Source organism: Neorhodopirellula pilleata (genome assembly GCF_007859915.1).
Classification (GTDB): domain Bacteria; phylum Planctomycetota; class Planctomycetia; order Pirellulales; family Pirellulaceae; genus Rhodopirellula; species Rhodopirellula pilleata.
Genome location: NZ_SJPM01000005.1, coordinates 134494 through 150691, shown reverse-complemented (window position 1 = coordinate 150691; position 16198 = coordinate 134494). Strand labels below are relative to the sequence as shown.

Here is a 16198-nt window from a genome sequence, read left to right as displayed (position 1 = left end):
CGCCACCAAACAATCGCACGCTACCATCGACTTGCGAATGACCGCCACCACCACCGGTGGTTCCCGAGCCGGAGAGGTCCACAATCCTCGCGTTTGCACCGCCGACGGAATCAATCAATTCCGTTCCGGCAGTTTCGCTAAAGCTGTAACGGTGAGCCAACGCCAATGGCAGGAATCTGAATTCGGGATCCGCATGAACGATGTCGTCACCGGCGCGGGTGTCGAACTGAGTCCGCTCGATATCGCGGGTTTGATAGAACAGGTATTGCTGCTCGTAAACGGTTCGTCCCGCGGCGTCCGTCGTTGTGACAAACTGCTGTTGGCCGATGTCCCATACGAGACTGGTGAATTCATAACGATGCAGTCCCGTGTTGTAACGAATCGAAGCGTAATCGGGGACAGGCAATCCGCGGCGGTCAGTATCGCCACCGAGAAATAAGACGCGATCATCTCCGTCGTCGCCGATGAATTGATCGCTGAAGGTCGCAATGAACGTTTGTGTGGCCGGATCGAACTGTGTGTCAGGTTGATTGCCCAGTAGTGGCAATGCATCGGGAATGATTTGGAATGTATCGTCCCCCGGGCCACCAAACAGCAAGTCGCTGGCACCACGATCGCGACCGCCGGTCAGTACGTCATTGCCAAGTCCACCGAGAATGAAATCTTCGCCCGCGCCGCCTTGCAGAATGTCGTTGCCTTCGCCGCCCAGGATCACGTCACGGCGGACGGTGTCTTTGCGTAGCGACATGTTCACTTCGTTGAATTGTGCCAGCGCCGTCGGATCGTTGGTGCCCGCGTAGTTCAAACGCAGATCGTAGATCGTCGGCACAACGTTGGGGCTGGTGACTTCCAGGATGTAGGTCTTGCCGGGATCCAATCCAGCCAGCGTGATGCTGCTGGTTTGGCCGGTGGTCGCAAACGTGTTGGCATTGAGTCGATTGAGAGGTTCTGTAACGTCCGCACCTTGCTCGAAGATCGCCAGACCGAGACGATCGATCGGCGAACCGCTGGCCAGTTGGATCAGCCCTGTTTGTTCGATGCTAAAATCAAGAGTGAACGCATCTTGAGAGTCGCTGCCACGCGGTCCAACGGCAACATAAACCGTGTCTCCAGCGTGAAGGAAACCCAGATCTGTATCGAACGACATGTTATTTGTGGTTTGGAATTCATCGATGAGCGGTGCATTGCCGTTGACATGCACAACCACGTCCAGCGCACGCCTTCCAGCGGTCCTGTTTACGAAGCTGTCGGTGATCGAATAGTGACCGGCTTCGGCGACGGTGTACGCGTAAATCGTGTAGCGATCGGCGCCGGAACCATACTGCGACGAACCGCCGCCAGGATTGCCACCGAGCGAGGTAACTCTTGCGAACGCGGCAGGAAGATTCGTTTGACTGTTATTGTCGCCATCGGGTGTGTAAGTAGATCCGGCCCATGCCATCGGCGAGTAGTTGGCCGGATTGCCGATCCGATTGCTGCCGCTCGTACCGGACGAACCGCCGACCGTCCAACCAGCAGGTGCATTCCACAAATATTGCCAGCCTGCTTTCGGGGTAACAGATTGAAAGTCATTTCGGAAGTTTGCGACCATCTGCACAGCATCATTCGGTCGAAACGCGAAGTAATCGACATCGTTCGGATTGTCGATCGTCAGCCCACTGAAAGTGACGCCGCCGGTGACCGCTCTCTCTAGCGAGTCAACCAGGACGCCTTCCTTATCTCGTGAGGTGAGTGGGAACGCCTGTGCCGGCGCATCGTTTCGCGATTTTAGTCCCGAGGTTCCCGGCGAGCTTTCCGCACGATCGACCAGGATCGCATTGCCGCTTTGAACCGTAACGAGATCGTCTCCGTCACCTGCATCGATCCAAACTGTCTTTTGGACGGTTGGGCCCACGGATATGGTGTCATTGCCACCGAGTGCGTCAATCAGGATCACCAGGAAATCCCCTTCGGGCGGCAACAGGCTGGCGATCAATTCCGATTCGGACGCTTCGGCAGTTGCATCCGCGGCGACTTCGGAGAGCGTCTCGCCGCGCGCCACAGGATCCGTTTCGCTGAGCAATTGATCGAGCGTGAACTGCAAGTCGCTGGCATTCCAAACCGGATTGCCTTCGCCATCGATCGCACCAAAGTCCAAACGAACTTGTGCCGCGAAGCTGAAGTTGCCGTTGTTGTTCGTTAAGCGTGTGATCAGATGATGATCGGCTAGTAAGCCTGGTTCGGTGACAAAGTCGACGTTGATCTGATCGGCCGCATTGGTGCCGCCGATATACCAAACTTGATCCGACTCGCGAGCGTATTCTTTCCACTCGTCACCCGCGACGCCGCCATCGGAATTTTCAAATAAGGTCCCGTCGGCGCGAATCAGTTCGTCGTCGCCGCCGTTGCCGTACATGAAGTCGACGGTCGTCCCTCCGAACAGACGATCGGCTCGCATGCCGCCCAACATGCGATTCAGCCCGGTGGTCTCTTGAACGAGTGAACCGTCTGGATTGTCCGCGACAGAGTTACCGTCATCATCGACAAAGACACCGAATGGACTGCCACCGAGCGTCGGATCAAAGCTCCACGCATAGAGATCATTGGTTCCTTGTCCGCCGATCAAGTCATCGTTGCCTTGACCTGCGAATAGCCTGTCATGATCGAACCCAAAGCCATTGCCGCTATCGCCCCACAAGCGATCATCGCCGCCAAAGCCGAACAAATCATCACTGCCGCCACCGCCGTCGAGTCGATCCCGTCCCGCGCCGCCGATTAGCAGGTCATTGCCGCTGTTGCCATCAAAGACTCCAACAAAATCGGTGGATCGCTTGCCGAGTGCGGCAAGATCAAGTGGCAGGAACCCGGTGGGGACATCGACGCCCGAAAGCGTGCCGCTGTGAATGGCTTCGTCGGTATAGAACCCGATCGTGTCGTTCCCCGCCAGACCCGCAGTGCGGAACTGCTCAATCAACAGGTCACCGCTGGGGCTGATCATGTTGATTGGAATCACGTTACCGTTATACAACGCGGCTGCTTGGCCGTTACGCTGACCGATCAGAATCGTATCCTGTCCCGATGTGCCATCGATTACCAAAATGTCGGTCGCGTTATCGTCCTCAGTCCGATTGTTTTCGGGTTCGCGAGGATCGTTGCCTAAGTGACCATCGATCGTGTTGGAGTTGATGTTGCTGCCGACGCCAGTCCAGAGCACAAACAGATCGATGCCTCCGCCGCCGAACATCTCGTTGCTGCCCGCTTGGCCATCAATGTAATCGGTCCCGGCACCACCCCAGATTTCATCGTTTCCTCCGCCGCCGAACAATTGATCTTCGCCGCTGCCACCGAGGATTAGGTCATCGGCACCGCTGATGTCGGCGTTCGTATGTTCGAGGTAATCGAGGCCGATGCGGCCATCGCCGATTATAAAGTCATTGCCGCCATCGCCTGAAAGAACTTCTTTGCGAATGTTGCCGAACAGGAAGTCGCCGCCGGAACCGCCGAATAATTGATCGCCAACGAGTTGCGTTTCGGTCGCGAGATTGCCGGTCGGTGCAAAGGCGAAAAGTTCGTCGCGACCATCGCCGCCAAAGAGTCGCTGGCCGGCCTGACGAGCGCCCGTTCCTGCTTCTCCGAACAGTTTGTCATCACCTGCGTCACCGTAGAGATAATCGATTCCGGCGCCGCCGCGGAGCACATCGTCACCGAAACCGCCGCGAATCACATCGTCGTTGTCGCCGCCTTCAACAACGAGATCGTTCCCGGCGCCCGCGTCTAAATAGTCAAAGCCCGCGCCGCCAAAAAGTTGGTCGGAATCGGCTCCACCGAACATGACATCGTTGTCATCACCGCCGCGCAGGATGTCACGCCCATCTCCCGCAGTCCCGTCGATCGACAGACCATCCACAATCGCCGGAGTGATCAAGAACGCGGGCAGGTAATCGGCAGGAAAGGCTGCTTCGATTTCGGCGAACATGGGCGGCAACGTAAAGTCGCTGGTCCCGAAGCGATAGTTACTACGCAAACCAACGGGCAACCCTCCAAACATCACATCGTTGCCCACGCCACCATCGAGCTCGTCATCCCCCAGCATACCGACGAGGAAATCGTCGCCCGCTTCACCATGTAAAATGTCGATCCCGCTGCCACCGAGTACGTCATCGTTACCAGCACCAGCGAATACCGTGTTATCGCCGTTGCCGGTAAAGAGGATGTCGCGTCCATCGCCGGTGGTAACGTGGTCGTTTCCGTCAAACCCGGTAAGATTCAAGGTCGCCGAAGTCGCGACACCGGCAAGGAAGCTGATCGCGCCATCGTCTCCCAACACGAAGTTGTTTCCGTTTCCTGCGTGAATCGCGTCACCGCCGCCACCGGCAATAACCACATCGGCCCCACCACCGGTCGTGATCGTGTCTTCACCGCTGCGTGCTGAAACAAAGCTTTCGCCGCGTGTAGGAAGTCCGTTGACGAATTGAATCATGCCACGATCGCCGAGGATGATGTTTCGCCCGGTCAACGTCAGGTTCGTTACCGTGACCTCGTCATCACCGATGCCAGCTACGACGACGTTATTGCCACCTCCCATTTTGATCGTGTCGTTACCCGCATCATTGCCTTGCAGACTTTGCATCGTCACGACCTGTCCACCGGACAACGTCATCAGTACCAAGTCGCCCCCGATAAAATTGTTTCCGGAACCGACGGTGATGCGATCATCACCGCTGCCACCGAGGACAAGATTATTCCCATCGCCGGCGGTGATGACGTTGTCGCTACTGAACTCATCGTCATCGCGAAGCGACACGATCACACCGTTGATCGCCTCGATAGTGGCAGAGTTGCCAACGAGCACGTTGTCGCCATTCTTCCCGTCGAGCGTATCGGCGCCGCCACCGCCGATCAGTCGATTATCGGAATTATTGCCCGTGATGTTATCCGACGCGAATGAACCTGTGACATCTTCGATCCCCGCTACCAACCCGACTTGATTCACGCCGGTCATCAAGTTGACCGTTAAGCCGTTGGTAAAAGCCGAGTAATCCAAATGGTCGCGGTCACCGGATCCGCCGTCGGTCGTGCCGGTCAAAGCCGAACCTGACGTCATCACAAACGTGTCATTGCCTGAGCCCGTCGTGACACTTTCGATGGCTGCGAAGTCGATCAGTTTCGTCGCGGCAGAAATCGTTCCGATGTTGATTCCCGTGACGTCGACGCTCAAATCGACGTTCACCGGCGACAGGTCAATGAGATCGTTCGCATCGCCACCGATGATGTTCTCGAAGTCTTGGAATGTAACGGGACTCGCCGAACCGACATCGGTGATCATTCCCGCATCAGCACCGGTAATTTCCCAAGTCGCAACGACATTTCGACCGATCAGCACATCATCGGAACTACGACCGCCCAGGATGCGATCGATACCCGCAAATGAACCGAGATTGGGTGCCGTGTTCGTTTGACGATTGACGGTGACAACCCTCGATGTCCCAAACGTGGAGTAGTCGAGCGTATCGGTTCCCCCGTTGCCATCGATCGTACCCGTCACACCGTCAGCCTCGTCGATCGAAAACAAATCATCCTGGGCACCACCGACCAGATTCTCAAAGCCGCTGAATCGAAATAGTTCGTTGATCTGGCCCTGACCGATACCGGTAAGATTCCAACGGTTGCTTGCCGCCGAGCCAATGATCTGGCCCACGGTCAACGTATCGCTGCCGCTGCCCGCGATGAAGTGTTCGATCCCTTCGGTGCGGACGGTTTGCCCGGCTTCGTTCTTACCACCGTCGACGCGATTGCTTCCACTGGTAACGGCGATGCTACCGTAGGCCACGTTCAGCGACTGTGTAACCGAACTGAAGTCGAAGATGTCGTTAAGATCCGGCCCACCTTCGGCTTCGACAACGATGTCTTGGCCCCAGTCATCGGCGAAGACGTATCGATCATTTCCATTGCCGCCTTCCATGCGGTCGTTGCCCGTGCCGGCGTTGATGATGTCATCGCCACTGCCGCCGATCAGCACATCGTTGCCGGCCCCACCGATCAGGATTGCGGGAACGGTCACGCTCGGATCGAGCGTGATCTTGTCGTCGCCATCCCCGCCACTGAAATAAATCTCCGTCACCCCGGTGTATAATCGCACGACGGAGTCGGGATCGCCATCACGATTGGTAAAGTGGAACGTGACTTCAACGACATCTTGATTGTCCGCATCAACGAACTGTCGCACGGAGAACTCTTCATTGACATCGTCACCATAGAGCGACCCACGATTGTCGACGTGTTCCCCCGCGAACAATAGAAGTGACCCTTCCGCGATATCCGAATCGGCCGTTCCCAGTTCCGCGACTCCGGGTGCAGCACAATGATGATTGAAGCTGAACAACTCGATGTCGGCGATATCAATATTGAAAGTCTTCAACGGAATCTTCAGGTAAGCACGCAAGAACGCGGTGAATTCGCCGTGTGCGTCAAAGACACAAACGCCCGGAAATCCTCCACCGCCTTCGGGACGCAGTTCAAACAGATCGGCGATCTCATCGAGGTAAAGCTTGCCGTCACCATCGAGATCGTTCCAATTGAGCCCGATATCGGCTCGCAGTCCTCCTTCGATTCCGGCGCTGAACGGGCCTTTCTTAATCGCCGCACCGACGGTGGCTTCGAGGCCCAATCGGAATTCGTCGATGTCGTCGCCGCTGGTCACATCGGCCAAGTCACCGAAATACAACCCGTCGATGAAGTTACCGGTCTTGGCAATGCCGCGGGTATCGAAACCGACCGACAGATCGATATACGCATCCAACGCGGCACCGAAGGTCACGTACAACGGACTCGGTTCAAAGGGAATCGGCCCCAGTTCCATCTTGAACGGCACGTTCAGTTCGAGTGTTGGAATTTCCCACTGGATGATGTCCGCTTTCTCGCCGGTGAACAGTTTGAAGATATTCGATGGATCGGACAGCAACGGAATCTTGATGCCGAAACCGCCTTTGCCCGCACTGTCCGCCGCACCGGTCAATCGACTCAGCGCCGACTTTGTCTTGCTGGCTCCGGCTTCGCTTGAGTTGGCGGTTTGATCGAGCACATCGGGTGAAAGCCCGCCATCGGTTCCCGGTGCCAATGTCGTATCGAGCATGCCAGGATCAACAGACAGATCCGTATCAGGGTCGGTCAAATCTTTCCCGCCACCCGACACATGGAAAGTACCGAAGTTGATCTTGATGCCGTTGGCATCCGCACGCAGCGCTTCGATCGAGTCGGCCAGTTCAAAGATCTCGTTCAACATGCCGACAACCTGATTAGCGATCTTAGCGGCTTTGATCGAATTCTCATTGACGCCTGTGCCGAGAATGCCCAGTGTCAAAAACGTGATCTTCGGTCCCGACACCAGCTCGGAAAGATCGTTCAGTCCAGGTACGGGCGAGGCAAGAAAGTTAATCAGTGGCTTCAGCGAACCGACGTTCTCGTTGAACTTCTGAATCAACGGCACCAGTGTCGTTTCAAACATGCTGCCAATATCGAGCGTCACGTCGCGAATAGCGACATCCGGTAATCCGCCACCGACCAACCCGTCCCGAACCGTCAGTCCGATCGCCCAATCGAGCGTGAGGTCGGCGGTCAACTCCGGCAGTCCCGCCAAATCAGTGTCCGCCTTCAGATTCAGATCGACAAACGCTTCGGTGCTGATCCCCGCGTTAAACAATTCCTTGACGGGAGTTCCCACCAATTCACGGAACGTCAATCGATTCTTGAGATCCCCATCGGGATTATCGATATCAATGAAAATGCTGCCCGAAAAACCCGTTCCCTTACTGATCCGCCCGTCGCCGTTGAGGTCGACTACCTCAAGCGGATTGCTCTGGGCAGTCAAGTTCAAGAAGAACAGCTCACCGGTCAGCGATGTGCCAGGCTTCAGACTGACTTCGGCATTGAGATTGATTTCGGGTTTGCCTCCGGCATCCGTAGGCAGACCAATGTCAATGTTCGGATCGCTGGACAATGTTCCGTTGTCATAGACCACATTCTCATCGAGTTGAAAGAAGAACCCATCCTTCAAACTGACGCCAATGCCTAGATTGAAATCGTAGTCCCAGTCGAGCTGCACGCCGCCGGACGTCTCGATTTCAAAAACAAACGCGTCGAGTCCCAGATCAAAATCGACATCGATTGAATCGCTACCGACAAGATGCAAGTTGATTAACACTTCCAACTCGCTGACCGGAATCTGCGCGATCGGTGTCGGATCGGCCGTGATCGTTCCGTCGGGATGATGGATCGATCGTCCGACAATGATTTCCACGTCGCGGAAGTCGGCTCGTTCGGCGTCATTGGCAACATTCGGATCGTCGCTGAACAGCGGGTTTAGCACAAGGATTCCTGCACCGGAGGGCCCCAGTTCATTGAAGATCACTTGCTTGAGCGAATCGACAACCGCATTGATCGCTCCTTGACCGGAATTGATCAATGCTTCCATTTCATCAACGAGCGAACGGATGTCGCCGATAAAGCTTTGGCTTAGATCAACGCCATCGCCAATCAAGGGTAGCTTCTCCAGCAAGTCCGACTTCAATCCACTCTCGACCGTATCGAGCACCGTTCGGGTTCCGGAAATAATGTCGTCAAGACTGATCTGACCGAGCCCAAAACCGGCCGGTGGATTCTCGAAGAAGTCGGTAATGCCGTCGAAGTTAAACTGAGGTGAACCGGGATGGTCCAGACTCAACGCCGCAGTAATCGCGTTGTCGACCGTTCCTAAAATCGGCAAGTTTGCATCGAGCGATGCGATCACGACTCCATCGGCCTGAAGATCGAAAGAATTCGCCAGCGAGCTGGAAAACAACTGAGTAAAGGGAATGCCGCCGATCGTGTTTTGATCATTCGGTGCAAGTCCCGGATCAACACTGACTGAAATCGTCGCCGCATCGGTCGTCGTCGCATACTGGACTTGCACCGGCGAGCTCGACGAAGTGGTTTGCGTCACGTCGAGACTGCGTCCATTGAGCGTGAAATCGACGCCTTCTTTTAAAACTTTGGTGCCATCGAACACAACGACTAGCGCGTCGATTGGAGTCTGTGACAGCGTATAAGTTCTTGGTCCTGTGCCGAGGTTTTCTGTCACACTCTTGTGCAATTTCAGATTCCCCGTCAGCCCGCCTTTGATGCCACCGATGCCCGCTTCGACGCTGACCGACGAATCAATGCCTGCGGTCAGAACCAACGAGGTTGTGTCTAACAGATAGGGAGTGAACGTATCGAAGCGAAAGCCAAAATCAAGATTCAGTTCGCCACCGACGGTAAAGTCGATGTCGCCGCCGCTGGAAACGGTGATCGGACCGAAATCGGGAAGATTGAAATCAAAACCGACCGTTTCCGTAACCGATTTGTCGATGTTCAGCTTGACGATTGCCGCAGCTTGGAAACCGGGCGTGTTGGCATCGGCATCGACAAAGTCCAATTGCAACGTGAACGCATCATCGGACAAACCGAGTTCCGACTTGATCGCGTCACCGATGATCTTGCCGAGATTGTTTCCTGAAACGACTGAGTCTTGGATCTCGTCGACTTTGGCCAGCAGTTCCGTTCGTCCGGGAACATCGACGGGAAGTGCATCGACAGTCTTTCGCAATTGAACCAACGTCGCGTTCAGCTTGCCCGTTCTCAGGAAGCTGAGTTCTTGAACTTCCGCTGTTGAACCACCACCTTCGGTAGTCGTTTTCGTTTGAACAGTAAGTCCCGTGATGCTGCGTCCGGACAGCGGCTGAACGTTGCCTTTCGTCGTGTCAAAAGTGATCGTGTACGGTCCGCCGCGACGGCCGGTCACTTTGCCGATGAATCCCGCACCTAATGCCGCAACGAGTGCATCTTCGACTTCTTTCGCGGACGCATTGGCATCCAGATCGACGGTTGACTTTTCCCCGCTTCCGGTATTCAGCCCAATCGTAAACAGATGGTCGGCATTGACCGCAGCGCGGAGCTCATTCAATTGATCGACGAGCGTCTGAGACTGGGTCGGAGTCGCGCCCAGTCGGTCGAACAGTTCCCCGAGTGAACCAACCTGTTCCGTTAGCAGCGCGAGGTCGGGCCCCGCCAACAACCTCTCAGCGGCCGCGGCCAGTGAATCGACGACATTCAGAATGTCATTGGGCGTTTTGTTAACAACGGGAATCGGAGTGTTGAGTCCCGCGATATCCTGGCTCTGCAGCATGTCAACGACTTGTTGAATAACGCGAGCCAGATCTTCAAGAGAGAAATCTCGGAACGACCCCAAAGCGGCTTCCAAGTTGGGAACCTCAAAGTTCACTTCGGGTTTTAACTGTGTTTGTGTTCCCTCCAGCGACACGCCGATACGCAATTCGTTGGCCCCACCCGGTTGAAACTCTGCCGGCAAAAAGGCTAACAATGATCCATCAATCGGCAGGTCGATTGCTCCGCCATAGGTGAATTCCGGCAACAGTTTGTCGCTGATTGATCCGACAAAGAAGTCGCTCAGACGCAGCAGTCCGTCCAGACTTTCGTCGACCGGCGTATCAGGATTATCGACATCAACCAAAATCACTCCGGCGCTGATCGTCAAGTTGCCTGAACCGTCGACGATCCCGAGATCGAGAATCCCCAGCGATGCGATTAAGTCAATGTTGCTGGCGTCGATCGAAACTTCGGCAAAGACCTTGCTGCCCGACGTGCTGACAAAGAACTGGTCGAGGACATCACCCGCGAACAGAGGGTCGCCCAGCAACGTGTCGCCGGCGTTGAATTCGATTTCTGGCGTTTCGGCCACTTCATCGGTTGGCTGAATCGTCTTGAGGATTCTCAGCACCGAACCGGCGGGACTGAGACCGTTGTCGTCCGAGAACGCCATGACCTTGAAGCGATTGTCATCGACCTGCGGTGAGTTATCGACGATTTTGATTTGGTCGCCAACATAGGTGATTGTGGGGGCCGCTGCGCCAGCGGCAGTGGCCGCCGAGGTGATCGCTTGTTTGACTTGCAGCAGTGTCGTGGCGAAGTCCAGGTTAACGTTGAAACGCTTTCCGTCCCGCAGTGAAACGACCAGATCGGGCGTGGTACTCAGTTGTCCAACTTGGAAACCGAGGAATGTGTCCGTTCCCGGCCTAATGTTCAAGCCATTAATGCTTCGGTCGGTTGCAACCAACGACAATTTGCCGTCAATCACTTGGATTTCCAGCGGGGCAAGTCCGTTGCTGACCGGCGGTAAACCAAATTTTGCGTAATTGAAACTTCGAAGACGGCGATTGAGATCGCCTGCCAAATCGTTCAGGCTGGTGTTGTCCTCGACTTCTGCCTGCGGCACCAAGATCGAGACGCGTTTCGGTGTGCCGCCGGCTCGTAAGCTCACATCCACCGACAGCGTCAAATCGGTGGCGGGTGAATTGCGACCGCTGGAGGCCACCGCATTTCCCACCAATCCGACCTTCACCGCCATGCCGCGGCCACCATCCAGACTGGTCAATAGCGTCGCGTCACTGATCGTTTGCCCGGAACCCGGACGATCCAAATCGAAGCCCGCGACGAGTTCCGCACCCGCGGTCGCGGTAAACGTTCCTGTTCCGCCGCCGGCGATACCCAATTCAGCAAATCCGACATCGAGTCCTTGATCGAAGTTCAGGTCGATGGAGCGAGTGAACTCACTGCCAAACGCAAGATTAAATGTGACGCGGCGCACCGGGGTATCTTGATATCCGAGTGAAGCGGTAAACGGTTGGCCATTGAACTGCTGGTCAATGATCTCGTTGAGCGTGCTGACCAAATCCTGAATCGTGCTGGCGCGAAACTGAGCCTCGGCAAGTTGACCTGTCGACAAGCCCAATTCGTCTCGTGCGACATTAGCATCAGCAGCTTGGCCATCGAAAAACCCGAGCGAACTGGCACCAAAAACCTCAAGACTCTCGACGGTATTATCGATCGCTGCGAACCGAAGCGTCGAACCGACTAACACTGCAAGCAATTTACCTTTGAGATCGCTCGTTTCGATCGCTGCGTTGATCGAAGCGACCATGTCCTCCGCAGTAACATTCGACGTGGTCGAAGCGGCGGGAATTGCAAACGTCGTTCGATCGGCACCGTTTAAAGAAAACTCGATCGTCAAATCAGCGGGCAATTGGATCGACGTCGCGCCGTTCGCCGTTACCGCAACCGTGCTGACGGCCATCGACGTGCCGACGGTCGGGTCAGCGGTGCGAATCGCCAAACGATTGGCATTCTCGGACTCTTGCGGTTGGCGTTCTGCGATCAGAAAGCCACCGAGACCGGCTACAGTGAAGGCGGCATTGATATCCTCGTAAAGATCATCAATTGTGGTGTTGTCGGCCGTACTCGATGCCGCAATCGTGATGAAATGCGGCGTGCCGCCTTCGACGCGGACCATGAACATCGCGTCACCGCTGAGCACGCCATTGGTGACACTGATGTCGCTATCGCCGAGCAATGACGCATTGAAATACAACTTGCGAGCAAAGTCTCCCGTCGTATCGACAAATCGAACCACCTCGCTGATCGCATCGCTGACAAACGGAATTCCTTCTGGCACATCGAGTTCGCCGACGATCTGCTGCAACGAGTTTCCGAGTTGCAGAAACATCGTCACGACTGCATCAGGGGTCAATGAATCAAAGCTGGCAAAATCATTGCTGACCTGAGCTTGAATGTTGTTCGCGAACAGATTCCCCAACTGTGTGAAGTTGGTAAACCTTGCTTCGCCGCGGGCGGTGCCGATGGAAGTCGTGAAGATATCGATCTGACCAGGAATGGTCACGCCGGCAAACTCAGGGCGAATGACGATACCATCGATATCCAACAGACCTGAAAAACCGGGATCGATCGACCCTGGCAAATCGTCAAGGATGTCGCTGATGGTAAGTTCTGCGTTGACGTCCGGTGCATCGTTGGGATGATCGATGTCGATCGCCAACGTTGTCTCCAGACGAATCCCATCGTTCGACGATTGCGTTGCATCTTCCGACATAACAACGCTGAGAAAACCGAGCGACGCACGCGCTTGCGGGTCGTCCAACTGTGCGGTCAGTTTGATTGAGATTTCTGGGTCAGCATCATCGACGAGGACAATCCGTTGGTCATCCTCGATGCCTGGCCCCAACTTGATCTTCAAGGGCAGCCGAATCGTTGGCTCGGCCACGACCAAGAAATTACCGGACGCTTCGAATCCAAGTCCCGCGATCTTATCGCCAAAATCAAGCTTGGTTTCATAAGCCAGCGGCGATGGAGAGAATTGTGGCGTGAGCGTCAATGTCTTATTATCAAAAGTCACCGACCCGAAATCGATTCCCAACGGGACCGCCAACTCGTTGAGCAGTCGCCCGATCGACGGCACCGCTGTCGTCGGATCGTTGAAGTTCACAAGCGCCGCGCGCAAATGATCGCCCATCGAACCGCCGACCTGGAACGTCAACGACGGGCTGGACAGGTTAGGTATATCGGTTCGACCGGCCGCATATTGAATCGTCACCTGATCGCCTTCGACACGCTCAACCGTCCCGCCGAATCGATCGCCGGTCGTTGTGAGAAACTTCGCCGGACTTCCCGAACGAATGCCTAACGACGTCGCACCGAGCCCCTTGGTGTCGAGCGTTGCTGTGAAACGCTGGAACTCTTCATCAACAATCGGTGCAGTGATGTCCAAGACCTCCGGACCTGCGAATTCTCGCGGCTCGGGCGTCGACGAAAGGAGTTCGCTGAGCGACTTGTTAATCAACGGAATCTTGCTCGAACCGAGTTCGCCTTCAAACGCAGCTTCATCGAACCAATCGGCCAAGTCCAGCAGCGCGTTGACGAACGCTTCCCCAGACAAATCAAACGAAAATTGATTCAAATCGACATCGAACGTCGGCGGGATGCTATCGAATAAATCCGTATCGTGCACTTGGATATTGGGAAGCGCGACGTCGGCGCCGGTACCGAACAGGCTTCCCGTGAAGGCAAAATCGAGATCGAGCGGTGAGACGGCGGGAGAGATGCGAATTCGATCACTCAGCGACGCTGCGCCGGCGGGAATCGCAATCGACACTCCAGCGCCGACCAACAGTTGTTCCGCAGTCATTTCCCCTTCGATCGGACCGAGCTCAAATCCAATCGTTGAATCCTTACCGTCAATCGAAGCTGCGATATCGAATCGGTCGAGATTAAAGAACGGTGCAACGCCGATCGTCGAGTCCATTTGGACACCGAATGACAAGGCGAGATCAACACGTGTCGCCACTTCCGCTTTGGCCGCGGCGTTGAAGTCAATCTCTAATGAAGTCCACTGCTGACCCAGCGAGTCGAAACTCAGATCGAATCGTTTTGGCAAGTTAGCGTCGACCACAAGATCGAATCGCAGCTTATTTGTCGCTAGGTCAAAGCCACCGCGAACGTTGATCAAAGATGTTCCATCCTCGGCGGTCAAGCCAACCTTTTGCAACTGCTCGTCAATCGCATCACGCAATCCGGATGCCGTCGGCTCACTTTCAACGGTATCAGGATCGAACCTTTCGCTGGACGCATCGAACGAAGCAAAGTAGTTGCCGGCTGCCTGTTCCAGCATTAGCAAATCGGTCCAGCTCGTTTGGTTGTCGTCGCCATCGCGGAGCAACTCGTTGAGGCTGCGATCAACTCCAGGAATTTTTTGATTCAGAACACCACTTTGACTTATCCGCGTCGCGCCCGCGTCAAGCGAGGCAAGAATCGAAAGGATTTGATCCTGCAGCGGAGCGCCCAGTTCGATGTCGACTAGCGTGTCGGACAGGCCAGCGAAAAGCTGGTCAGAATCCCCGGTCAACAATTCGAGTACGACGTTCTCCAAATCGATGGCCTGTTCGACCTGGATCAAACCAGTGGCCAGTGAATTGGTAACCAGACTCGAAAGTCGCGACGTTGCTTCGCTGAACGCGTCTCCCGATTGAACGATGCCGAGGCTGACCGCCTTGGCCGCCGATCCCGCCGAGCTGCGAACTCGATCTCGGGAGATGTTCTCAGAAGTGAATCCCGTCACGCCCAGTGTCGTGAGCACCTGCGTCTGGGCAAACTCGTTGACCAGCAGATCGGTATGCAAAACCGGTTTGCCACCGGCATCTTGCTTGCGAATTTCGACCAGATTCAGCTTCGAACCGATTCGAGAATCACCAAGGAACGGATCCAACGAGGAGATCGTAGCCACGGTACCGTCTCCGCCACGACCAGATTCCGTCTCCTCGAACCACGTTTGGCCGGTCTCAGGACGATGGCCGATATAGTCTCCAAACGGCAAGACTTCATCCGTCCGAAAACCGAAAAACGAATCGATCGGTCCGGTTTGCTGGATCACTTGATCGACCGTGTCCGCGTCGGTGGCGAAGACGATCGTCGTCGTCGTGGTTTTGTCGATGTAGCTGTTCTGGTCTGGCAGAGCATTCAGATCGAGCAACAAGTCATTGGCAATTGGATCACTGGTGCTGATGGTTTCGAAACTGCCATCGCCATCGAAATCAAACGCCGGGTAAGTCGCTGAGAGTTGTTTGGCCGCACCGACATAGCGACGACTGAACTCTTTCCGGTCAATGTCGGGATCGCTAATGTCGTCGGTAATCAAGGTCGAATCGGGACCTTGAATCGTGGTCCCGTTTTGCAACAGGTCATACCCCAGGCCGACGATCTGGCCGAGAATCCGCGAGGCAGGCTTACCGGAGAAATCGTCGTTGAGCAAATTCCAGGTTTCAACCGTCCCTTCATTGGGCACACCGACCATCAGGAGGTCGTCGATCAGCGGCAATCCCCCCTGCCCATAAGCGGGACTTTGAATGTAGCTGCGGGTAACCAAACCGCCGGTGCTGTGCGATAAAACATCGACTTTCTTGCCGGGGTTGGCCGCTGCAGCCTGGGCCAACGTTTTACCAAGATAATCCAGACCGGTCTCATATACATTGTCCGTGATTCCAGCGACCGTCACCGTGTCGAGGGTGCCGTTGATGGTCGAATCGGCGGGCCCAACCGGCAAACGCCAGTCCCATGTCACGACGAAAAGAGTCTGGTTCTCCACATATCCGACGTTCTTGAGGGTCTCCACGATGTCGTAGTAAACGTTCCCGATCGGCTCGAGTTGCAACTGATCGGGAGGCAAACCGCGATGCGTCAGCCAGTTTTCGACGCCCGACGGAGATTCATCGGCAGCGAACGTTCCCCCGAACCCGGGCACAAACACGATCGGTTCCAGGCCAATTTCCGCGGCCAACAA

1 protein-coding gene (cut by a window edge) is annotated in these 16198 nt (G+C 55.4%); it reads right to left on the bottom strand.

From position 1 onward, the window contains the following. A protein-coding gene (locus Pla100_RS13610; protein ID WP_197167921.1) for a LamG-like jellyroll fold domain-containing protein crosses the window boundary here: on the bottom strand, positions 1–16198 show its 5' portion. Its footprint begins 13838 nt before the window's first position; 16198 of the gene's 30036 nt are visible here — the first part of the coding sequence; it begins with the start codon at positions 16196–16198; the stop codon falls past the left edge of the window.